The sequence below is a fragment of the Pseudomonas sp. SDO5271_S396 genome, assembly GCF_054071795.1.
Genome location: NZ_JBSVWB010000060.1, coordinates 1 through 22,382, shown reverse-complemented (window position 1 = coordinate 22,382; position 22,382 = coordinate 1). Strand labels below are relative to the sequence as shown.

Genomic DNA, 22,382 nt, shown 5'->3' with positions numbered 1-22,382 from the left:
GTTCTCTGGAAAATGGTGTGCAGAGCGGACGCGGAGCGTCCAGGGATGCATTCCCACGCAGAGCGTGGGAACGATCACTCAGCCGGGGTCGCGGAAATCGGGGTGGAAATTGTCTGGCACGGCGACGCTGACCTTGCTGTTGGTGGCAATGTCGATGCCTTCGCTGGCGACTTCGGCGAGGAAGTCGATCTGCTCCGGGGTGATCACATAAGGCGGCAGGAAATACACCACGCTGCCCAGCGGTCGCAACAGTGCACCGCGTTCCAGGGCGTGTTCGAACACCTTCAGACCACGACGTTCCTGCCAGGGGTAGGCGGTCTTGGTGGCTTTGTCCTGCACCATTTCGATGGCCAGTACCATGCCGGTCTGACGCACCTCCGACACGTGCGGATGGTCCACCAGGTGCGCGGTGGCGCTGGCCATGCGCTGGGCCAGGGCCTTGTTGTTTTCGATGACGTTGTCTTCTTCGAAGATATCCAGGGTCGCCAGCGCCGCCGCACACGCCAGCGGGTTGCCGGTGTAGCTGTGGGAGTGCAGGAACGCGCGCAGGGTGGGGTAGTCGTCGTAGAAGGCGTCGTATACGTCGTCGGTGGTGATCACGGCTGCCAGCGGCAGGTAGCCGCCGGTCAGGGCCTTGGACAGGCACAGGAAGTCCGGACGGATACCGGCCTGTTCGCAGGCGAACATGCTGCCGGTGCGGCCGAAACCCACGGCGATTTCATCGTGAATCAGGTGCACGCCGTAGCGATCGCAGGCTTCGCGCAGCAGCTTGAGGTACACCGGGTGGTACATGCGCATGCCACCGGCGCCCTGGATCAGCGGCTCGATGATGACGGCGGCGAGGGTGTCGTGATGGTCCGCCAGGGTTTGCTCCATGGCCTGGAACATATGGCGCGAGTGTTCTTCCCAGCTCATGCCTTCGGGGCGCAGGTAGCAATCCGGGCTCGGCACTTTGATCGTGTCGAGCAGCAGCGCCTTGTAGGTTTCGGTAAACAGCGGCACGTCGCCTACCGACATCGCGGCGATGGTTTCGCCGTGGTAGCTGTTGGTCAGGGTCACGAAGCGCTTTTTGTTCGGCAGGCCACGGTTGAGCCAGTAGTGGAAGCTCATCTTCAGCGCGACTTCGATGCATGACGAACCGTTGTCCGCATAGAAGCAGCGCGTCAGGCCCGCGGGCGTCATCTTCACCAGGCGCTCGGACAGTTCGATCACCGGCTGATGGCTGAAACCGGCGAGGATCACGTGCTCCAACTGATCGACCTGGTCTTTGATGCGCTGGTTGATGCGCGGGTTGGCGTGGCCGAACACATTCACCCACCAGGAACTGACGGCGTCGAGGTAGCGCTTGCCTTCGAAGTCTTCGAGCCACACGCCTTCACCGCGCTTGATCGGAACCAGCGGCAATTGCTGGTGGTCTTTCATCTGGGTGCAGGGATGCCACAGCACCGCGAGGTCGCGTTGCATCCACTGGTTGTTCAAGCCCATCGGTTCTCTCCTCGAAGCGGTCCTGCGCCGGACGCAGGTGAAACAATCGCGCAAGCCTATGCAATGGTGGCCCTTGTCACAACCCATTGTGGGCAATTGGCGGTAAACACAGGACGGTCTGTCACGTTTCTCAGGAATAGTCCTTAATCCTTCGTTAACTTACTGTGCATACGCTCTTGATCATATTTCTCGATATTTCAAAGCAAAAAATTGCGCTTTAATTCGATAGGTAAATCGCTAGTCTTGGGCACAGCTCTTACGGGATTTGGGACATGCAGCTACGTAATACATCGGCACGCTACGGTTGGGTCAGCATGGTTTTGCACTGGGGCGTGGCCCTGGTGGTGTTCGGTCTCTTTGCCTTGGGCTTGTGGATGGTCGGCCTCGACTACTACGACGCATGGCGCAAAGACGCACCGGATCTGCACAGGAGCATCGGCATCACGCTGTTTGCGGTGATGCTGGTGCGTATCGTCTGGCGGCTGGTCAGCCCACCACCGCCTCCGTTGGCCAGCTACAGCCGCCTGACCCGTATCGGCGCTGCGTTCGGCCACGCGTTCCTGTATGTGGGGCTGTTTGCCGTGATGATTGCCGGTTACCTGATTTCCACCGCAGACGGTGTCGGTATCTCGGTGTTTGGTTTGTTCGATGTGCCTGCGCTGGTGTCCGGACTGCCGGACCAGGCAGACAACGCCGGCCTTGTGCATCTGTACCTGGCCTGGGTGTTGGTGGTCTTTGCCGGCTTGCACGGCGTGGCTGCGTTGAAACACCACTTTATCGATCGTGATGCGACCCTGACGCGAATGCTGGGGCGCAAAGCCTGATGTTCAACCTCGACTCACAAGGAATAGAAAGTATGTTGAAAAAGACTCTCGCCGCTCTGGCAATCGGTTCTGCTCTGCTGTCCGCCGGTTCGGCGATGGCGGCTGACTACAAGATCGACAAGGAAGGCCAGCACGCCTTCATCGACTGGAAAATCAGCCACCTGGGCTACAGCTTCATTCACGGTACCTTCAAGGATTGGGACGGCTCGTTCAGCTGGGACAAGGCCAAGCCTGAAGCCAGCAAAATCGAAGTCGACGTGAAAACCGCCAGCCTGTGGTCCAACCACGCCGAGCGTGACAAGCACGTTGCCAGCAAGGACTTCCTGGACGTGGCCAAGTTTGCCGACGCCAAGTTCGTGTCGACTGCGGTCAAGCCTACAGGTGAGAAAACCGCTGACGTGACCGGCGACCTGACCTTCCACGGCGTGACCAAGCCTGTGACCTTCAAGGCCACCTTCAACGGTGAAGGCAAGGATCCATGGGGTGGCGAACGTGCTGGCTTCAACGCCACCACCACGCTGAACCTGAACGACTTCGGCATCAAAGGCCCAGGCCCGTCTTCGCAGACCGTGGACCTGGACATCTCGCTGGAAGGCGTAAAAGCGAAGTAATTTTCGCGGCGCATAAAAAAACCGGATCTCGCGATCCGGTTTTTTTATGCTTGCCAAGTCCATACAGTCATTGAGCTGGCAATGGTGCTCTGTATCTAGCCCATGAAACTAGCGGTTGCGAGTCAGCAGCGCTGGTTTCTCACCACGAGGACGGGTTGGCAGTTGGTCCAACTGCTCCGGTGTCGGGAAGCGGTCGGCTTTCGACTCCTTGTGGATGATCTTGGGGGCCGGGCCGCCGCGCGGGTTCTGCACGGCCGGTTCCGAGGAGCGAGCGTCGTCACGGGACGGGCGACGGTTGCGCGAGTCTTCGCGACGCCCCTGGCCGTCACGTGGTGCGCCATTACGCGGGCCGTTGCGCTTGGCCGGTGCGGTGCCGGTGGTGCTGCCGTTGCTGTTGCGCGGGCTGTTGTTCTGGCGACCACCTTGTGGCTGACCGCCACGAGGTGCGCCGACACCCTGGGCTTGCCCGCCTGGACGACGGCCGCGGCCCGGGGCCGGTTTGGCCTGGGGCACGTAGTCGACGCGGTTGCCGAAGTTATCGATATCGTCGTCGAGGAACTCATCCGGAGCGCGGTCGGCTGCCGCGCGGGGCGGCTGGCTCGGCTGACGCTGTTCGCGGGCCGGGGTGCCTTCGCGAGGCTTCTGTTCACGGGCAGGGCGCTCGCCACGGCTGTTGCTGGCGGACTTTTCCTTGCCTTTGTCCTTGCCCTTGTCGCGACGACCACCGCCACCGCCGCCACCGTTCGGGCCATCGCCCTTCGGACCGCGAGCGTTGCGCGGGTTGCGTACGTCCGGACGTTCGCGGGCTTCGGGCTTCTCGGCCTCCACGGCGCTGGCATCGAAGCCCATCAGGTCGCCATCGGCGATTTTCTGCTTGGTCATGCGCTCGATGCTTTTCAGCAGTTTTTCTTCGTCCGGCGCCACCAGGGAGATGGCCTCACCGGTGCGCCCCGCACGGCCGGTACGGCCAATACGGTGCACGTAGTCTTCGTCGACGTTGGGCAACTCGAAGTTGACCACGTGTGGCAACTGGTCGATATCCAGGCCGCGGGCGGCGATATCGGTCGCCACCAGGATGCGCACGGTGTTGGCCTTGAAGTCGGCCAGTGCCTTGGTGCGCGCGTTCTGGCTCTTGTTGCCGTGGATGGCGACGGCAGGCAGGCCGTGCTTGTCCAGGTACTCGGCCAGACGGTTGGCACCGTGCTTGGTACGGGTGAACACCAGGACCTGTTCCCACGCACCGGCGGTGATCAGGTGGGCCAGCAGTGCACGCTTGTGGCTGGCAGCCAGGCGGAACACGCGTTGCTCGATACGCTCGACCGTGGTGTTCGGCGGCGTGACTTCGATGCGTTCCGGGTTATGCAGCAGCTTACCGGCCAGGGCGGTGATATCGGCGGAGAACGTCGCCGAAAACAGCAGGTTCTGGCGTTTGGCCGGCAGGCGGGCGAGGACTTTTTTCACGTCATGGACAAAGCCCATGTCGAGCATGCGGTCGGCTTCGTCCAGCACGAGGATTTCCACGTGAGACAGATCGACGCTGCCCTGGCCACACAGGTCGAGCAGGCGGCCCGGGCAGGCCACCAGTACGTCCACGCCACGGGACATGGCCTGAACCTGCGGGTTCATGCCGACGCCGCCGAAGATGCAGGCGCTGACGAACTTCAGGTCGCGGGCGTACAGCTTGAAGCTGTCATGCACTTGGGCGGCGAGTTCGCGGGTAGGGGTCAGGACCAGTACGCGCGGTTGGCGCGGGCCGTGACGCTGGGATTTGTCCGGGTGACCGTTGGGGAACAACCGCTCCAGAATCGGGAGGGCGAAACCGCCGGTTTTACCAGTACCTGTCTGAGCCGCAACCATCAGGTCGCGACCTTGCAACACGGCGGGAATGGCCCGCTGTTGCACCGGAGTAGGCTCGGTATAGCCCGCTGCCTCGATGGCGCGGACTAAAGCCTCGGAGAGACCGAGGGAAGCAAAGGACATGAGTAATCCTGTTTTAGTTAGGGCTTGGCCCAGAGGGATAATCTTGCCGGGCGTGAATGGCGCTTGAAGGAGCGCAATCCCGTCAGGTCCTGCTGTGTCTGGCGGGCACTCCACCGGCTCGCGCGGGCCGCAAAGCTGCGCAGTAGCAGGGTTGGGTGCCTTTTTCAGGACCTCAGCGGCCGGGCGTAAGCCTGGCGGAAAGGCCGGAGTATAACAGAGCAATCACGGTGCGCTGTGTTCCTGCTGCTCAACGGTGCGTTCCGAGGCCATATTGGTCTGGATTCCTCCATATTTGGCGCTCAGGGCGGCGTAGGCCGGTTCTTGCTTGAAACGCTTGAGTTCGGCGGCGAAGCGCTGCACCAGCAAGTCCATGCCCGCGCCACGGCGTACGGCGAGGAACTGCTGCTGGCGGCTGATCACGGCCGTTGCCTGGCTGACTTTGCCCTCCAGGCCCAGCGTTTTGATCATGTGCTGCCCGACCCGACGGTCCGTGATCACCAGGTCGACGCGGCCCAGCAACAATTTGCCGAAATTGGCCTCATGGCTGGGCGCCGGTTCTCGGTTGAACAGGCTGGATTCGCTGAAGTCCGCGCCATACAAATAGCCCGGCGAGGTGCCGACGGTCAGGCCGCGCAGGTCATCGAGGGTTGCGGCGGGATGGGGCCGTTCGTTGGCGTAATACAGTACGAACTCCACTTCCGACAACGGTTCGCTGGGGTACAGCAGCAGGGCGTCGCGATCATGGCTGTGGAAAATATCCAGCGCGCCATCGGCGTGGCCCTGTTCCAGCATGGCCAGGCAGCGTTTCCAGGGCAGGAATTGCCATTGCACGTCGACCCCGAGGCGCTGGAACACGATCATCGTGGTTTCGTAATCCAGCCCTTGCCTGACCCCATTTTCTTCATACACATAGGGCGCCCAGGGCTCGGTGACAATGCGCAATTGCTCGCCCTGGGCGGCCAGGCTCAGGCAAGTGAAAAGGGCAGCGGTCGCAAGCTTCAGAATGACGGACATGCCGTGAGGTTACGACGCTCCCGCGCTAAAGAGAAGCTCTGGAACACGCCTCTGCGGGCCGCGCTATTTTGCCGGTGAGGTCATCAAGTGTTCGTAGATGGCGCGGCGCCGCTCACCCAGGATCAGGCGCACCACCGGGTTGGCGAACCAGTGTTCCAACTGATGAGCATCGATCGGGCGTTTCTGGCGTTCTTCCTGGTTCTGCCGGGCCTTATCCCACCAAACCGGGCCGCAGGCCTGGTCGAATTCGTTCTCATGCTCGTAACAGCCGTAGAGAATCTCGCGGATGAATTGCTGTTGATGCTTGGGCAGCACCAGGGTGATCAGCTTGTACAGTTGGCGCTGCAAGCGGGGGGGACGCGGCAGATGGGCGGAAACCTGGCGTGTGTCGGCCAGGGCCAGGGCGCTGGTGGGGTTGGCCGCGTGCTTGGCGATCCAGGCCTTGACCTTGGCGCGAAACAATTGCTTGCGGCTCCAGTAGTGATGGATCAGGTCCGGGCACTCGCGCACATTGACTGTGCGGTAGGCGGCAATCGACAGGCAGAATTCTTCCAGGGTGTAGGCGCCCTGGGCATGGGGGAACAGTTCATCCATCAGTTCGATGGAGCGGTCGAGGATGTGAGCGTCCTGTTGAGTCAGGCCCATGACCCCGGAGTTGAGGGTCATCATGTCGTCATCGGCCACACCCATGTCCAGCAGGCGCTGATGCAGGGCGGTGTAGAGGATGCTTTCGTGGTTGTCGCCGTATCGCGTGTAGAACGCGTTGCACAGCAGGGTGCCAGGTTGCACGCGTTCGAACAGCGCCATGGGCGAGTGGTGGAAGAACGTGTCGGTGTCGATCAGCAAGGCCACCGGGGACTCTTCCAGCACGGTGCGCAACGCCACGTGTTTGGTACGGAAATGGTAGCCGTGGGGTTCGCTCCACTGCTTGCGGGTGGCCGCGTCCAGCGGGCGTACGCGCACAGGCAGCAGGCGATAGGGTTCGGGGTTGTCGCTGAATACCTGGATGTCCAGGGGTGCGTCCGGAGTGTCCTGCAAAAATGCCAGTGCGCTGGCGATGCTGAATACCGCCTCCTGGTGATAGGTCTCGGAGCCGAAGACCAGGTAAACCAGTTGCGGGCGCAAGGTAGGGGACGCTGTATTCATGGACTGCAGGGTTCCGTAGGCATGTAAAACGACAAAGGCCCTCGTGCAACCGAGGGCCTTGGCACAGCCGGACAAGCGTTAGCGTGGCAGCTTGAGGTTGTTCCAGATGGCAAGACTGGGTTCAGCCTGGTTCAGGGTATAGAAGTGCAACCCCGGGGCGCCACCTTGCAACAGCCGTTCACACATTTCGCTGATGACCTGCTCGCCGAACGCCTGGATGCTCTTGACGTCGTCGCCGTAGGCTTCCAGTTGCTTGCGCACCCAGCGTGGGATCTCTGCGCCGCAGGCGTCGGAGAAGCGTGCGAGCTTGCTGTAGTTGGTGATCGGCATGATGCCCGGCACGATCGGGATGTTCACGCCCATCGCCCGTACGCGCTCGACGAAGTAGAAGTAGCTGTCGGCGTTGAAGAAGTACTGGGTGATCGCGCTGTCGGCGCCGGCATTGGCCTTGCGCACGAAATTCTGCAAATCGTCTTCGAAGTTGCGCGCCTGGGGGTGCATCTCCGGATAAGCCGCGACTTCGATATGGAAGTGCTCGCCGCTTTCTTCACGGATGAAACTTACCAGGTCATTGGCGTAGCGCAGCTCACCGCTGGCCATGCCCATGCCGGAGGGCAGGTCGCCACGCAGGGCGACGATGCGCTTGATGCCGGCGGCCTTGTATTGGGTCAGCAGGCCGCGCAGGTCGGCCTTGCTGTCGCCCACGCACGACAAGTGCGGAGCGGCGGGAACTTTGACTTCGCTTTCCAGCTGCAACACGGTGTTGATCGTGCGATCACGGGTCGAACCGCCGGCGCCGTAGGTGCAGGAAAAGAAGTCGGGGGTGTAGCTGGCCAGTTGCTTGGCAACGGCCATCAGTTTTTCATGCCCAGCCTCGGTCTTGGTCGGGAAAAACTCGAAGCTGTAGCGACGGTCTTGGGACATGGTAATACCCTTGGAAACTCAAAGCTGGAAGGCTTGCGCTGTCAATGTGGGAGCGGGCTTGCCCGCGAATGCGGTGGGTCAGTTGATAACGCTGTCGACTGAAACGCCCCATTCGCGAGCAAGCCCGCTCCCACACAAGCCCGCCTCCACAAGGAGGGCGGGCAGCAGGCATATCAGTAGCGGTAAGCGTGCGGCTTGAACGGACCTTCAACGCTCACGCCGATGTAGTCGGCCTGGGTCTTGGTCAGTTGAGTCACGACGCCGCCGAAGCCGCGGACCATTTCCAGGGCCACTTCTTCGTCGAGTTTCTTCGGCAGGACTTCCACGGTCAGGCGCTCGGCTTTCTGGGCGGGCGACAGGTCGGCGTACTTCTGTTCGAACAGGAAGATCTGCGCCAGAACCTGGTTGGCGAACGAGCCGTCCATGATGCGGCTTGGGTGGCCGGTGGCGTTGCCCAGGTTAACCAGGCGGCCTTCGGCCAGCAGGATCAGGTAGTCGTCGTTCTGCGGGTCGAAATCGCCATGGCCGGTGCGGTGAACCTTGTGCACCTGTGGCTTCACTTCTTCCCATGCCCAGTTCTTGCGCATGAAAGCGGTGTCGATCTCGTTGTCGAAGTGACCGATGTTGCATACCACGGCGCGTTTTTTCAGGGCCTTGAGCATGTTGGCATCGCAGACGTTGACGTTACCGGTGGTGGTGACGATCAGGTCGATCTTGCCCAGCAGGGCCTTGTCGATGCTCGCTTCGGTGCCGTCGTTCTGACCGTTGATGAACGGCGAAGCCACTTCGAAGCCGTCCATGCAGGCTTGCATGGCGCAGATCGGGTCGACTTCGGAGACCTTCACGATCATGCCTTCCTGACGCAGGGACTGGGCCGAGCCCTTGCCCACGTCGCCGTAGCCGATCACCAGGGCCTGCTTGCCCGACAGCAGGTGGTCGGTACCGCGCTTGATGGCATCGTTCAGGCTGTGACGGCAGCCGTACTTGTTGTCGTTCTTGCTCTTGGTCACCGAGTCGTTGACGTTGATGGCCGGGATTTTCAGCTCGCCCTTGGCCAGCATGTCCAGCAGACGATGCACGCCGGTGGTGGTTTCTTCGGTCACGCCGTGGACGCGGTCGAGGATCTGCGGGTATTTCTTGTGCAGCAGTTCGGTCAGGTCACCGCCGTCGTCGAGGATCATGTTGGCGTCCCATGGCTTGCCATCCTTGAGGATGGTCTGCTCCAGGCACCACTCGTACTCTTGCTCGGTCTCGCCTTTCCAGGCGAATACCGGGATGCCGGCGGCGGCGATAGCGGCAGCGGCCTGGTCTTGAGTCGAGAAGATGTTGCACGACGACCAGCGCACTTCGGCACCCAGGGCAACCAGGGTTTCGATCAGCACGGCGGTCTGAATGGTCATGTGGATGCAGCCGAGGATCTTGGCGCCTTTGAGCGGCTGCTCGGCGGCGTATTTGCGACGCAGGCCCATCAGGGCAGGCATTTCGGATTCGGCGATAAAGGTTTCGCGACGGCCCCAGGCAGCGAGGGACATGTCGGCGACTTTGTAGTCGTTGAAATCTGCAGGCGTGATTACTGCGCTCATGAAGAGCCTCCATTCGTAGTGTGCGAATGGGCGCCGTTGTGCGTTTAGTATCAGGCCAGGTGAGCCAGGCCGGACAACGCCCCATCCGAGCCTGACAGGTCGAACCTGCTGCAGCGCCCCTCGGACAGGTGGCGGGAGAACGGTATCAATCGAAGATGACCGTTTTGAAGCGGGTGCGATTATAGCCGTGTAGGCGACACTTCCCAAGCCTTTCTGTCGGTCATATGAAGATCGTTGATAGGTGGAATAGGCAATGCTGCATAGAGCTTGGGGCGCGGCTCTGCCATGATGTTGGCCATCATTCGGCAAGACGCTCTGGAGTGACCATGAACTTCCACACCCGCAAATGGGTAAAACCCGAAGACCTCAACCCCAACGGCACCCTGTTCGGCGGCAGCCTGCTGCGCTGGATCGATGAAGAAGCGGCCATCTACGCCATTGTCCAGTTGGGCAACCAGCGTGTCGTCACCAAGTACATCTCCGAAATCAACTTCGTCAGCGCCTCGCGCCAGGGCGACATCATCGAGTTGGGCATCACCGCCACCGAGTTCGGTCGTACCTCCATCACCCTGACCTGTGAAGTGCGCAACAAAATTACCCGCAAAAGCATCCTCACCGTGGAAAAAATGGTCTTCGTCAACCTTGGCGAAGACGGCCTGCCCGCGCCGCATGGCCGCACGGAGATCAAGTACGTGAAGGACCAGTTCCAGGACGACAACGTCACCGAGTAACAGCCGCGCAAGTCATGGGGATTGCCGAGAGGCTGAGCGCGGGTGGCGCGCCGGCCTTTCCGCTCAGTTTGACCACTGTGGAGATGGCCAGGGCATGGCGCATACCGGGCCACTGAACAGCCGCCGTCGTCGCGTGTCGTAGCTACAGGCACCCCTTGGATTCCGGTAGATCATGGCCACTCACGACGACGGCAAGACCCCCAATCTGTCGCAGGAAGAACAGCAGGACGTCGACAAGAACCAGCCGCCCCGTGCGGCGGTCCTGCATGAAATCATTCGCACCCAGGGCGACCAGGAGCTGGAACGCAACGTGGCAGCCCTGTGGTGGTCAGCCCTGGCCGCTGGCCTGACCATGGGCTTGTCATTGATGGGCATGGGTCTGCTGAATTCACGCCTGCCGGACGACGAGACGTTCAAGGTGATCGCCAGCTTCGGCTACTGCGCGGGTTTTCTCGCGGTGATCCTGGCGCGCCAGCAACTCTTCACCGAAAACACCCTCACCGCCGTGCTGCCGGTGATGAGCAAACCCACGCTGGCCAATGCCGGACGCCTGTTGCGATTGTGGACCGTGGTGCTGGTGGGCAACCTCTGCGGTACCCTGCTGGTGGCGTACGTGATGCTGCACCTGCCGATCTTCGACACCAAGACCGACCTGGCCTTCCTGGAAATCGGGCGCAAAGTGATGGAAAACGACCCAGGGCAGATGTTCGCCAAGGGCATCGTCTCCGGCTGGATGATCGCCACCATGGTCTGGATGATCCCGTCCATGGAAAGCGCCAAGCTGTGGATCATCATCCTGATTACCTACCTGATGGCGCTGGGTGACTTCACCCATATCGTCGTAGGCTCGGCGGAAGTGTCTTATCTGGTGTTTGCCGGCGAGCTGCCGTGGCGGGATTTCTGGCAGGTGTTCGCCGGGCCGACGCTGGCGGGCAACATTATTGGCGGCAGTTTCATCTTTGCGTTGATCAGCCATGCGCAGGTCCGCAGCGAGAGCAGCCTGCCGGGCAAGCAGGCTGCGGACCCCAGGCACCCGCCGCGGATCCGCAAGGATCAGTGAGCGTCAGGGGTGACCTGGGGCTCGTTTCGGGTCACGTGCTTGACCAGCTTGCCGATGCTCAAACCCTGCAGCAGGATCGACGACAGCACCACAATGTAGGTGATGCTCAGCAGCAGGTCGCGTTCCGGGCCAAGCGGCAACGCCAGCGCCAGAGCGACGGAAACCCCGCCACGCAGCCCGCCCCAGGTGAGGATGCGGATAGTGCCGCGCGGCACACTGCGCCAGTGTCGCAACAACAGGATCGCCGGGGCCACGGTGAGCAAGCGCGACAAGAGAATCGCCACTGCCAGCAGGCTGGCGGCGAACACGTGCAGCCAGTTGAACGGCAGCAGCAACAGCTCCATGCCGATCAGTGCGAACAACAGGGCGTTGAGCATGTCATCGAGCAGTTCCCAGAAACCGTCCAGGTAGCGACGCGTCATGTCGTTCATCGCCAGCTTGCGCCCCAGATTGCCGATGATCAGGCCCGCCACCACCATCGCAATCGGTGCCGAGACGTGCAGTTCGGTGGCCATCGCCGAACCGCCGATGACCAGGGCGAGGGTCAGCATGACCTCGATCTGGTGTTGTTCGATGCTCTTGATCATCAGGTACACCAGGTAACCGATCAGACCGCCGAACACCACGCCGCCAATGGCTTCATGGGCGAACAGCAAAGCGGTCGCGCCCACCGTCGGCGTTTCGCCCAGTTGGGCGATACCCAGCAATACGGTAAACACCACCACGGCGGTGCCGTCGTTGAACAGCGACTCGCCGACGATGGTGGTTTTCAGTGGCTTGGACGCATTGGCGGTACGTAGCACGCCCAATACCGCAATAGGATCGGTGGGCGAAATGAGCGCGCCGAACAGCAGGCAGTACAGGAAGCTCACGTGCCAGCCGAACAGGGCGAAGATGTAGTACGCGAGGCTGCCGATCACCACCGTGGCGATCAACACGCCAAAGGTCGCCAGCAGGCCGATGGGCCAGCGGTAACTGCGTAGGTCGTTCAGGTTTACGTGCAGCGCGCCGGCGAACAGCAGAAAGGAGAGCATCCAGTTCATCAGCAGGTCGCCGAAGTCGATCTGGCCGATCAGTTGCTGGATGCGCTCTTCGAGACCGGGATAGCCGAGAACGCTCAGGCCTTGCAGGATCAGGGAAAACACCAGGGCAGTGACCATCACGCCGATAGTCGGCGGCAGACCGATAAAGCGGAAGTTCACATAGGTGAGCAGCGTGGTGAGGCAGATAAAGGCGGCGACAAGTTCAAGCATCCGGGGTCCTTGGAAGTGGGGTGGCAGAACATTATTGGGGGATGGACCGCAGTGGCGGCTCGAGGTTGCAGGGGCAGGACGCAAAACACCGATAGAACCTTTGCCAGTGCGGTGGCTCATAACGGTGGATGCGGCTTGCCGGGTTTAGTGCTAAAACTCTAATTCTGTTTGAAAACAAAAAAGGAATCAGTGATGACGGTGGCCTTCTGGTGTGTGTTGATCGCAATTTTCCTGCCTTACCTGTGCACGGGTGTGGCCAAGTTCAGCCAAGGCAAGTTCGGCCCCCGGCAGAACCACGACCCGCGGGCTTTCCTGGACACCCTCGACGGTTTTGCCCGACGGGCCCATAACGCCCAGCTCAACAGCTTTGAAGTCACCCCGGCGTTTGCAGCGGCGGTGATTATCGCGCACCTGGCCGGCACGGCCGAATTGGTGACCATCAACGTATTGGCGGTGCTGTTTATCACCAGCCGCCTGCTGTACATCATCTGTTACCTGGCGGATTGGGCGATGTTGCGTTCGCTGGTGTGGTTCGTGGGCATGGCGCTGATTGCGAGTTTCTTTTTTGTCTCGATCTGAAGATTGACGCATTCCAACGTGGGAGCTGGCTTGCCTGCGATCGCGCAGTGTCAGCCAGCAAAGATGTATCTGGCGGGCCGCCATCGCGGGCAAGCCCGGCTCCCACACTGGTTCGGTGTTGTTCTTCAGGTCCCGGCAGGAGCATCGGGCACTTGCGGCAGCGCAGTACCTTTGGGCCACAACATCCAGATCTGACCCTGCTGCTTCATGTTGCCTGCCAGTTCACCCGCCGCATCGCCGGTGCCCCAGAACAAGTCCGCCCGCACTTCGCCGGTGATCGCACCGCCAGTGTCTTGCGCGGCGACGGGCCGGGCAATGGGCGAACCATCCGGCTTGGTGGTCGACAACCACAACAGGCTCCCCAGCGGGATCACCTTGCGATCCACCGCAACACTGTAGCCGGCGGTCAATGGCACGTTCAGCGAACCGCGCGGGCCTTCGTTGCTGTCAGGGCGGGCGCTGAAGAACACGTAGCTGGGGTTGCTCGCCAGCAGTTCCGGGATGCGCTGCGGATGCGCCTTGGCCCAGGCGCTGATGGCGCCCATGGTCACGTCGTCCTTTTTCAATTCGCCTTGCTCAACCAGCCAGCGACCGATGGGCCGGTAAGGGTAGCCGTTCTGGTCGCCGTAACCGACGCGTAGTTGGCGACCGCCCGCCAGTTGAATGCGGCCCGAGCCCTGGATCTGCAGGAATTGCAGGTCCATCGGGTTGGTCAGCCAGGCAATCGGCTTGGCCGTGGACCCCTTGCCGTTGATAGCGCTGGCGTCGTCGTAGGGCTTGAGTACCCGACCTTCCAGGCGACCTCGCAGGCGCTTGCCCTTGAGTTCCGGGTAGATGGATTCCAGGTTGACGATGATGAGGTCATCCGGGACGCCGTACACCGGCACATTGGCGGTGGCGGTTTTGGTCAGGCTGCCGGGGTAGACCGGTTCGTAGTAGCCAGTGATCAAGCCGTTCGGGGTGTTGTCGGCCGAACGCAGGCCGTACACATCCAGGCGTTCTTTCAGAAACCCGCGAATCGCCACGGCGTTGCCGGGCACAGTCGACGCCGCGGCGCAGGTAGCGCCCCATACCGGGTCGGCCTTGAGACGTTGGCAGGCGCTGCGCCAGGACTCGAAACCGGCCAGCAGGTCGGCGTCGGAGACCGTCGGCAGCGAGTCCCACGGCGCGCTCACATAGGTGGCGACGGCATGGGGTTTGACGATTTCATCTTTGGCCGCATCCTTACCGCTGTCGCAGCCGGCCAGCAGCGCGATCATCGGCAGAGCCCACGCCAGGCGGCGACTCCAGAGTTTCGAGGTGACATTCATACAAACGATTCCTGAAGCGATTGCCCGCCGTTTCATGTGTGCGAGCAACCCTCATTATTAATAGGGCTATTGGTCTTTGCGGGCGGGGCGAGGATACTGGCCGCCGTTTCCCGTGACCTTGAAGCCACCATGACTTTTAAACGACTGACTGTTCTATTGCTGGCCTGCCTCACCCTTTGCGCCTGTGGTGGCGTGGATCCGAATTCGCCCCTGGGCCAGCGCAAGGCAATCTTCAAGCAAATGCTCAAGACTGGCGAAGACCTGGGCGGCATGCTGCGTGGGCGTATCCCGTTCGACGGCGCTAGATTTGCCGAAGGTGCGGTGAAGCTCGATGCGTTGTCCCATGAGCCGTGGAAACATTTCCCGAGTGTTCGTGAAGGCGGCCACACCAGCGCCAAGGACGATGTGTGGCAGCAGCAGGCCCGTTTTCAGCAACTGGCCCGCAACCTGGAAGCGGCCACCGCTGAATTGGTGACGGCCAGCCAGGTGCAACCTTATACGGTCAGCAACCTGGGGCCCGCAGTGCAGAAGGTCGAAGATGCCTGCAGCGCCTGCCATAAACAGTTCCGGGACCACTGATCGGGTTTACTTGTCGAGCTCTTCCACCGCGTCTTGCAGGTCCTTGCGGGATTGGGCGAGCTTTTCCTTGCGCTTGTTGATCTTGTCCGCGTCACCCTTCTTCATGGCCTTGTCGAGGTCGGCCTGGCGGCGGCTGACTTCATGCTTGGCGTCGAGCACCTTGTTTTCCCGCTCTTTCTTCAGCGAAGCATCGGTGCAGTTGGCGGTGACTTCACCCAGGGCTTTTTCCAGGCCGGCCTGTTGTGCGCTGTTGCCATGGGCCTTGGCCTGTTCGATCTGGGTCGTGATGTCCTGGCGCTTGGCGGCGCAGCCGGTGAGTGGTGGCGCTTCTTCCGCGGCCAATAGTGGCGTGGTCAGGAAGCTTGTCAGCAGGGCAAAGGGGGCTAGAAATTTCATGTGGGGCTCCAGGGGCGCAATCTGATGGCCGGATAGGGTTCAAAAACCCTCTATCCCGGCCACGCGTAAGGTGTCAGCCAAGGCCTGTACCTGCGGGTCGTGAAAAAAGGCGCTCAGTTGCGCCGCGCGACCCGGGCCGATGCCATCGATGGCCAGCCAGGCTTGGGTATCTCGGGCGACCAGCGTTTGCCAGTCACCGTCCAGGTTGTTGCGTGCCGCCGGGGGGACGCCCAGCGCTTTGAGCCATTGTGCAAAGGGGCGTCGCCGGGCGCTGTCGAGGCTCTTGATCAAGCGCGCGCGGCTGCGATCACCGAAGCCATCAATGTTAGCAAGCTCTGCCGCATCAAGGGTTAACCAATCGAGGAAGCCAGCGATTAGACCGGCCTGAATCAATACGTTCCAGGTCTCGCGACCTATATAGGGCAATGCCAGGCCTTGCGGCCCGCTCAACCAGGCGAGGCGGGCCAGTAACTGCTCTTCGCAGCCTGGGTCCAGTTGCCAGCAACTGAGGGCGTGGAAGTTCGAGGCGTTCGGGGCTTGCACATCGACCCTGGTCGGATTGCGCAGAATCACTTCGTCCAGCCGTGGAATAACTTGCCCCGCGAGACTGATGGACACCTGGTCGCCGGGGCGGATATCCAGTGTTTGCCAGCGTTTCACCGAACCGGCACTGACCCGGCTGATCAGCCGGTCGTCCAGCCGTACAGGTTCCAGTTCCAGCATGGGCGTGATGCGCCCCGTGCGGCCGATCTTGAACGTTACGTTCTGCACCAGGGCCAGGGCACTGGCTGTCGGGTACTTCCAGGCGACCGCCCAGTAAGGCGTGCCGACCTGCCAGCGCTGTGCGCGTGCGCGTTGTGCCTGGTGCAGCACCACGCCATCGCTGGCGAAAGGCAAGGGATGGTTGTACCAGTAGGTGCGCCAATGCGCGGCTTGAGTCATGCCCTGAATGGGTTGGCTGTAGCGCTGGGTATCGGTGAAGCCCCAGCGGGTCAGGCTGGCCAGGCGCTCGGTGAATTCGTCCGGCCCGTCAGGCCAGGCCCAGACGAACAGACCTATCCGCGCCGCGTCGGCATCGCCCAGGGTTCGACGGTTCATCAGCCCGGCCACTTTGCTTCGGGCATTGAGCCCGCCCTGTGCCGATTGCACATGGTCGTCCAGGCGCCAATAAAGCTCGCCTTGCAGCACCAGGTCGATGGGTTCCGGCAGTTGCTGGACGATAGCCGGGATCCGCCGTGCGGAGGCTGACCAGTCATGCCCCAGCTCACCATCGCCCCGACTGATCACCTGATGCAGGTTGCCCTTGCGATAGACCAGCGTCACGGCGACGCCGTCGACCTTGGGTTGAATCCAGACCGCCTGGCGCGTACCCAGCCATGATTCGACGGCGTTTTCGTCCGGCAGTTTTTCCAGTCCGGTATGCACGACCGGATGGCGTAGGGTGCCTCGCGAACTGGCCAGCGGGTTGTTGGCTGGCGTGGTGACTTGCGGGGAGCAGTGCTGCCAGCCTGCAAGGCGTTGGCGAGCCTGGTCGTATAGCTCGTCATTGACGGAGGATTGGCCTAGCCGGTGGTAACTGTCATCCCACTGGCGGATCTGTTCGGCGAGGACCCGGACCTGTAATTGCACATCGTCAGGGCATTCTTGCGCCCAGGCCATGAACGCAGCGGAGCAGAGTAAAAGAGTGACCAGCAAACGCATCATGAGCATCCTTGCCCGAAAAGGACGCACAGCCTAAGTGATCCGCCCGGTGATAAAAAAGCCCCGACAGTGCGGGGCTTTTTACCGGGTGTTTCCGTTTACTTGAACAGGCCGCCCAAGGCTTTTACGGCGTCGTTCTTGTCGGCCTTGGCTTCCTGGGTTTGTTGCTTGGCGTCGGCCTTGGCCTGGGTTTGCGCCAATTTGTTGCAACCTTTGTTGACCTGCTCCTGAGCGGCTTTGAAGGCTTTCACCGACAGGGCATCGTTCTTGGCTTCGGCGGCGTCGATCTTGGTTTGCAGGTCTTTGGCGTGCTGCTGACAGTCGCCGGAGTTGCCGCCACCCAGTTGGGCGCTCAAGGCGCCACCCAGTGCGCTCAGGTCGGCGGTGTGGGCCGGCAGGGCATACAGGCTGAGCAGAAGAGCGACGGGGGCGAGCGTGGAGATGCGCATGAAAAACCTCAATGTTCGATTGCCTGCGCACGTGTCTGCCCCGGGCTGACGCAGGGCAATATCCAGATAAGGTGAGGGGCCCGGGAGGGCGCGGATTCTAGTGGGCCATCATGGGTGCCGCAAGGTTTGGATCCAAAAATCGTGAAGTCCGTCCCGCAAACTTCCAGGCAATAAAAAGCCCCGCCGGGAAATCCCGGCGGGGCTCTGTTTGCCGTAGGCGATTACAGACCGGCGGCGGTGCGCAGGTCGTTGGCGCGGTCGGTTTTTTCCCAGGTGAACGTCGTGAAGGTGTCGTCGCCGACGGTCTTCTGCGCAGGGGTACGACCGAAGTGACCGTAGGCTGCGGTGTCCTGGTACATCGGGTGCAGCAGGTCGAGCATGGTGGTGATCGCGTAAGGGCGCAGGTCGAAGATCTCGCGCACCAGCTTGATGATCTTGTCGTCGCTGATCTTGCCGGTGCCGAAGGTGTTCAGCGAGATCGACGTAGGCTGGGCCACGCCGATGGCGTAGGACACCTGAATCTCGCAGCGTTCGGCCAGGCCGGCGGCAACGATGTTCTTGGCCACGTAACGACCGGCGTAAGCTGCCGAGCGGTCAACCTTGGACGGGTCTTTGCCCGAGAACGCGCCACCGCCATGACGGGCCATGCCGCCGTAGCTGTCGACGATGATCTTGCGACCGGTCAGGCCACAGTCGCCCACGGGGCCGCCGATGATGAACTGACCGGTCGGGTTGATGTGGAACTGGGTGTCCTTGGTCAGCAGTTCGGCCGGCAGCACGTGCTTGACGATCAGCTCCATCACGCCTTCGCGCAGGTCGGCGTAGGGCACATCGGGGTTGTGCTGGGTCGACAGGACGACCGCGTCGATGCCGACCACTTTGCCGCCTTCATAGCGGCAGGTCACCTGGGACTTGGCATCCGGGCGCAGCCACGGCAGCAGGCCGGATTTACGGGCTTCGGCCTGACGTTGCACCAGTTGGTGCGAGAAAGTGATCGGCGCCGGCATCAGCACGTCGGTTTCGTTGCTGGCGTAGCCGAACATCAGGCCCTGGTCGCCGGCGCCCTGGTCTTCCGGCTTGGCGCGGTCGACACCCTGGTTGATGTCCGGGGACTGCTTGCCGATGATGTTCATCACGCCGCAGGTTGCGCCGTCGAAGCCCACGTCGGAGCTGGTGTAGCCGATGTCGGTGATCACGTCACGAACGATCTGCTCCAGGTCAACCCAGGCCGAAGTGGTCACTTCGCCCGCGATGATCGCCACACCGGTTTTCACCAGGGTCTCGCACGCCACCCGGGCGAACTTGTCTTCAGCAATGATGGCGTCCAGCACCGCATCAGAAATCTGGTCGGCGATTTTGTCCGGATGCCCTTCAGACACGGACTCGGAGGTGAAAAGGGAGTATTCGCTCATCTCGATGTTTTCCTGATATTTACCGATGGTGAGTGTCGCCAGCCGGTCGCTGAAAGTGGCGGACCTGAATCTGGAAACCATTACGTAAACCTACATAGAGGCTTTCCCCGGGAGCCAGTCCCGCAGCGGTGGCCCAACGGGCCAGATCGTCCTGTTCAAACCCCAGCCAGAGATCACCGCAGGCCTCCTTGGCCCAACTCTGGTTGTGGCTGCATAAATCCGTCACCAGCAGGCTGCCGCCGGGGTGAAGCAACCCGGCCATTTGCTTGAGGGCGTCGGCTGGAGCAGCAAAATGATGCAGGACCATGTTCAGTACCACGCAATCGGTGCGCAGGCTGGTGTCTTTCAGCGCGTCGGCCAATTGCAGAGTGACGTTGCCCAAGGCTTCGCGTTCGCACAGTTGGCGTGCCAGTTCGAGCATTGCCGGGCTGTTGTCGAGCGCCGTGACCTGATGGAAGCGGCGCGCCAGGTCGGGCAGGAAACCGCCATCCCCGGGGCCGACTTCCACTGCCGTGGCTTCATCGCTGAAGCTCAGCTTGTCCAGCAGGGCCAGCACGCTGTCGCGGTATTGGGACAAGCCGGCAATCAGGTCTTGCTGGGCGCGGAATTTCTCCGCAACCCGTGAGAAAAAGTCCTGGCTGGCCGCCGCACGCTGTCCGTGGACCTGGCCGATGCGCGCTTGCACCTCGGTCGGCAGGCTCAGTTCATCCACCTCGTCGAGCAGGGCGGCGTGTAGCTTGCCGCCAAGCAGATCGGTGTGGGGCAGGGCACGGCGGTAGAAAATCGCATTGCCTTCACGGCGAGTGGCCACCAGATCGGCCTGGGCCAGGACCTTCAAGTGGTGGCTCATGCCGGACTGGCCGATGGCGAAGATCTGCGCCAGTTCCAGTACGCCGAAGGAGTCGTTGGTCAGCGCGCGCAATACGTTCAGACGCAACGGATCGCCGGCGGCCTTGCACAAGGCTGCCAGTTCTTCACTGTCGTCGGATCGCAGAGAGGGCGCGGATATATTCATAAGGCCAGCAGTCTAGTGACGGGTTCGAGTCCCTGCAAGATCAATATCAAAAAGTTTTGATATTGATCGATAAGTGGCGGTTATAAGCAGTCGCGATAACGTCTGGACGAACCAGTGACCGGTTTCTGCAGTGCATTGCGCGGCAAACCGCAGGAAAAACACCTTGAAGTGACTATCTGTCATTGCCCGCAGGCGGTGGCTGAGGGAAAATGCCGGTCCTTTTTTCCGTTTCTTTTCAGCAGACCCCAGGAGATCAGCGATGCCCAGCCGTCGTGAGCGTGCCAACGCCATTCGTGCCCTCAGCATGGATGCCGTGCAAAAAGCCAACAGCGGCCATCCCGGTGCCCCGATGGGCATGGCGGATATCGCCGAGGTACTTTGGCGTGACTACCTGAAACACAACCCGAGCAACCCATCGTTCGCCGACCGTGACCGCTTCGTGCTGTCCAACGGCCACGGTTCGATGCTGATCTACTCGCTGCTGCACCTGACCGGCTACGACGTCACCATCGACGACCTCAAGAGCTTCCGCCAGTTGCACAGCCGCACCCCGGGCCACCCGGAATTCGGTTACACCCCGGGCGTCGAGACCACCACCGGTCCGCTGGGTCAGGGCCTGGCCAACGCCGTCGGTTTCGCGCTGGCTGAAAAAGTGCTGGGCGCGCAGTTCAACCGCCCTGGCCACGACATCGTCGATCACCACACCTACGTGTTCCTGGGTGATGGCTGCATGATGGAAGGCATTTCCCACGAAGTCGCTTCCCTGGCCGGTACCCTGGGCCTGGGCAAGCTGATCGCCTTCTACGATGACAACGGCATCTCCATCGACGGCGAAGTCGAAGGCTGGTTCACCGATGACACCCCGAAGCGTTTCGAAGCCTACAACTGGCAGGTGATCCGCAACGTCGACGGCCACGACCCGGAAGAAATCAAGACCGCCATCGACACCGCCCGCAAGAGCGCGCAGCCGACCCTGATCTGCTGCAAGACCACCATCGGTTTCGGTTCGCCGAACAAGCAGGGCAAAGAAGACTGCCACGGCGCTCCATTGGGTGACGCGGAAATCGCCCTGACCCGCGAAGCCCTGAAGTGGAACCATGGCCCGTTCGAAATTCCGGCCGACATCGCCGCCGAATGGGATGCGAAAGAAAAAGGCCTGGCGACCGAAGCCGAGTGGGACCAGCGTTTCGCGGCCTACTCCGCCGAATTCCCGGAGCTGGCCAACGAGCTGGTACGCCGCCTGGCTGGCGACCTGCCTGCCGACTTCTCGGAAAAGGCCTCGGCCTACATCGCTGAAGTCGCGGCCAAGGGCGAAACCATCGCCAGCCGTAAAGCCAGCCAGAACACCCTGAACGCGTTCGGCCCGCTGTTGCCGGAAGTGCTGGGCGGTTCGGCTGACCTGGCCGGTTCCAACCTGACCCTGTGGAAAGGCTGCAAAGGCGTTTCGGCTGAAGACGCCAGTGGCAACTACATGTACTACGGCGTACGTGAGTTCGGCATGAGCGCCATCATGAATGGCGTTGCCTTGCACGGTGGCCTGGTGCCTTACGGCGCGACCTTCCTGATGTTCATGGAGTACGCGCGCAACGCCGTGCGCATGGCCGCGCTGATGAAGAAGCGCGTGATCCATGTGTACACCCACGACTCCATCGGCCTGGGCGAAGACGGCCCGACACACCAGCCGGTCGAGCAACTGACCAGCCTGCGCACCACGCCGAACCTGGACACCTGGCGCCCCGCCGACGCGGTGGAATCCGCCGTGGCCTGGAAACACGCCATCGAGCGCAAGGACGGCCCTTCGGCGCTGATCTTCTCGCGTCAGAACCTGCAGCATCAGGTGCGCACCGACGCGCAGATCGCCGACATCAGCCGTGGTGGTTATGTGCTCAAGGACTGCGCCGGCGAGCCGGAGCTGATCCTGATCTCTACCGGTTCCGAAGTGGGCCTGACCGTTCAGGCGTACGAGAAACTGACCGAGCAAGGCCGCAAGGTGCGTGTGGTTTCCATGCCGTGCACCAGCGTGTTCGAAGCCCAGGACGCCGGCTACAAGCAATCGGTGCTGCCGTTGCAGGTCAGCGCGCGTATCGCCATCGAAGCGGCTCACGCCGACTACTGGTACAAGTACGTGGGCCTGGAAGGTCGTGTGATCGGCATGACCACCTATGGTGAGTCGGCACCGGCGGCGGCGTTGTTCGAAGAGTTCGGTTTCACCCTGGACAACATCCTGGGTCAGGCTGAAGAGCTGCTGGAAGACTAAGTCAGTCTGCGTTGTTTGAACTGGCGCTATCGCGGGCAAGCCCGCTCCCACATTTGGATCGCGGTCTAATGTG

Annotated in this window: 20 protein-coding genes and 1 riboswitch; of the genes, 7 read left to right on the top strand and 13 right to left on the bottom strand. The window is 61.6% G+C overall.

The annotated features are described in order from the left end of the window. Positions 1-78 precede the first annotated feature (78 nt). Complete coding sequence (locus tag ACW9IN_RS26925) at positions 79-1,485, bottom strand: adenosylmethionine--8-amino-7-oxononanoate transaminase (RefSeq protein ID WP_457368705.1); 1,407 nt, start codon at positions 1,483-1,485, stop codon at positions 79-81. Positions 1,486-1,757: 272 nt separating this feature from the next. Here ACW9IN_RS26925 and ACW9IN_RS26920 point away from each other — a divergent pair, with 272 nt between their 5' ends. Both ACW9IN_RS26920 and ACW9IN_RS26915 read left to right on the top strand, forming a co-directional pair. Next, entirely contained in the window at positions 1,758-2,309 is a 552-nt protein-coding gene (locus ACW9IN_RS26920; RefSeq protein ID WP_457368704.1) for a cytochrome b, read from the top strand. 32 nt (positions 2,310-2,341) lie between these two features. Continuing rightward, on the top strand, positions 2,342-2,920 hold the full coding sequence (locus ACW9IN_RS26915; protein ID WP_457368703.1) for a YceI family protein: 579 nt from the start codon (positions 2,342-2,344) through the stop codon (positions 2,918-2,920). 108 nt (positions 2,921-3,028) lie between these two features. Here ACW9IN_RS26915 and ACW9IN_RS26910 read toward each other — a convergent pair whose 3' ends face one another. The 5 genes from ACW9IN_RS26910 to ahcY all read right to left on the bottom strand — a co-directional run bounded on the left by ACW9IN_RS26910 (position 3,029) and on the right by ahcY (position 9,567). After that, the gene (locus tag ACW9IN_RS26910) at positions 3,029-4,900 is read right to left on the bottom strand and encodes a DEAD/DEAH box helicase (protein ID WP_457368702.1); all 1,872 of its coding nucleotides are present in this window, start codon (positions 4,898-4,900) and stop codon (positions 3,029-3,031) included. Positions 4,901-5,122: 222 nt separating this feature from the next. Further along, the gene (locus ACW9IN_RS26905; RefSeq protein WP_457368701.1) at positions 5,123-5,914 is read right to left on the bottom strand and encodes a substrate-binding periplasmic protein; all 792 of its coding nucleotides are present in this window, start codon (positions 5,912-5,914) and stop codon (positions 5,123-5,125) included. 63 nt (positions 5,915-5,977) lie between these two features. Continuing rightward, positions 5,978-7,060, bottom strand: a complete 1,083-nt coding sequence (locus tag ACW9IN_RS26900) for a hypothetical protein (protein WP_457368700.1) — start codon at positions 7,058-7,060, stop codon at positions 5,978-5,980. A 78-nt stretch (positions 7,061-7,138) separates the two neighbouring features. Then, positions 7,139-7,984 (bottom strand): methylenetetrahydrofolate reductase [NAD(P)H], encoded by an 846-nt coding sequence (gene metF, locus ACW9IN_RS26895; RefSeq protein WP_457368699.1) that lies wholly within the window; start codon positions 7,982-7,984, stop codon positions 7,139-7,141. A 173-nt stretch (positions 7,985-8,157) separates the two neighbouring features. Then, positions 8,158-9,567, bottom strand: coding sequence for an adenosylhomocysteinase (ahcY, locus tag ACW9IN_RS26890; RefSeq protein WP_457368698.1), 1,410 nt, complete (start codon positions 9,565-9,567; stop codon positions 8,158-8,160). 21 nt (positions 9,568-9,588) lie between these two features. Beyond that, a riboswitch (S-adenosyl-L-homocysteine riboswitch) is annotated at positions 9,589-9,695 on the bottom strand. 198 nt (positions 9,696-9,893) lie between these two features. Here ahcY and ACW9IN_RS26885 point away from each other — a divergent pair. After that, positions 9,894-10,298, top strand: coding sequence for an acyl-CoA thioesterase (locus ACW9IN_RS26885; RefSeq protein ID WP_178920076.1), 405 nt, complete (start codon positions 9,894-9,896; stop codon positions 10,296-10,298). Between the two features lie 172 nt (positions 10,299-10,470). Beyond that, positions 10,471-11,358 carry a formate/nitrite transporter family protein gene (locus tag ACW9IN_RS26880; RefSeq protein ID WP_457368697.1) on the top strand — a complete coding sequence of 296 codons (888 nt, stop codon included), beginning with the start codon at positions 10,471-10,473 and terminating at the stop codon, positions 11,356-11,358. On the opposite strand, the gene ACW9IN_RS26875 is transcribed toward ACW9IN_RS26880, so the two are convergent. Continuing rightward, the gene (locus ACW9IN_RS26875) at positions 11,352-12,611 is read right to left on the bottom strand and encodes a cation:proton antiporter (protein ID WP_457368696.1); all 1,260 of its coding nucleotides are present in this window, start codon (positions 12,609-12,611) and stop codon (positions 11,352-11,354) included. The two genes, ACW9IN_RS26880 and ACW9IN_RS26875, sit on opposite strands and share 7 nt — an antisense overlap. 192 nt (positions 12,612-12,803) lie before the next feature. On the opposite strand from ACW9IN_RS26875, the gene ACW9IN_RS26870 reads away from it, so the two are divergent. Next, positions 12,804-13,190, top strand: a complete 387-nt coding sequence (locus ACW9IN_RS26870; protein ID WP_457368695.1) for an MAPEG family protein — start codon at positions 12,804-12,806, stop codon at positions 13,188-13,190. Positions 13,191-13,315: 125 nt separating this feature from the next. Here the strand turns inward: ACW9IN_RS26870 and mltA are convergent, their stop codons facing one another. Then, the gene (gene mltA, locus ACW9IN_RS26865; RefSeq protein WP_457368694.1) at positions 13,316-14,500 is read right to left on the bottom strand and encodes a murein transglycosylase A; all 1,185 of its coding nucleotides are present in this window, start codon (positions 14,498-14,500) and stop codon (positions 13,316-13,318) included. A 129-nt stretch (positions 14,501-14,629) separates the two neighbouring features. Between mltA and ACW9IN_RS26860 the strand changes: the two genes are divergently transcribed. Continuing rightward, positions 14,630-15,079 carry a c-type cytochrome gene (locus ACW9IN_RS26860; protein ID WP_457368693.1) on the top strand — a complete coding sequence of 150 codons (450 nt, stop codon included), beginning with the start codon at positions 14,630-14,632 and terminating at the stop codon, positions 15,077-15,079. A gap of 6 nt (positions 15,080-15,085) precedes the next feature. On the opposite strand, the gene ACW9IN_RS26855 is transcribed toward ACW9IN_RS26860, so the two are convergent. The 5 genes from ACW9IN_RS26855 to ACW9IN_RS26835 all read right to left on the bottom strand — a co-directional run bounded on the left by ACW9IN_RS26855 (position 15,086) and on the right by ACW9IN_RS26835 (position 20,052). Beyond that, positions 15,086-15,475 carry a DUF1090 domain-containing protein gene (locus ACW9IN_RS26855; RefSeq protein ID WP_457368692.1) on the bottom strand — a complete coding sequence of 130 codons (390 nt, stop codon included), beginning with the start codon at positions 15,473-15,475 and terminating at the stop codon, positions 15,086-15,088. 39 nt (positions 15,476-15,514) lie between these two features. Further along, a complete protein-coding gene (gene ligB, locus ACW9IN_RS26850) occupies positions 15,515-17,179 on the bottom strand; it encodes an NAD-dependent DNA ligase LigB (RefSeq protein WP_457368691.1) in 1,665 nt (554 codons plus the stop codon). Positions 17,180-17,274: 95 nt separating this feature from the next. Beyond that, on the bottom strand, positions 17,275-17,625 hold the full coding sequence (locus tag ACW9IN_RS26845; RefSeq protein ID WP_457368690.1) for a hypothetical protein: 351 nt from the start codon (positions 17,623-17,625) through the stop codon (positions 17,275-17,277). A 221-nt stretch (positions 17,626-17,846) separates the two neighbouring features. Further along, complete coding sequence (gene metK, locus ACW9IN_RS26840; RefSeq protein WP_457368689.1) at positions 17,847-19,037, bottom strand: methionine adenosyltransferase; 1,191 nt, start codon at positions 19,035-19,037, stop codon at positions 17,847-17,849. Between the two features lie 19 nt (positions 19,038-19,056). Next, positions 19,057-20,052, bottom strand: a complete 996-nt coding sequence (locus tag ACW9IN_RS26835; RefSeq protein ID WP_457368688.1) for an ArsR/SmtB family transcription factor — start codon at positions 20,050-20,052, stop codon at positions 19,057-19,059. A 259-nt stretch (positions 20,053-20,311) separates the two neighbouring features. Between ACW9IN_RS26835 and tkt the strand changes: the two genes are divergently transcribed. Beyond that, positions 20,312-22,309: a transketolase gene (gene tkt / locus ACW9IN_RS26830; RefSeq protein WP_457368687.1), complete on the top strand. Its 1,998-nt coding sequence runs from the start codon at positions 20,312-20,314 to the stop codon at positions 22,307-22,309. The last annotated feature ends 73 nt before the right edge of the window (positions 22,310-22,382 follow it).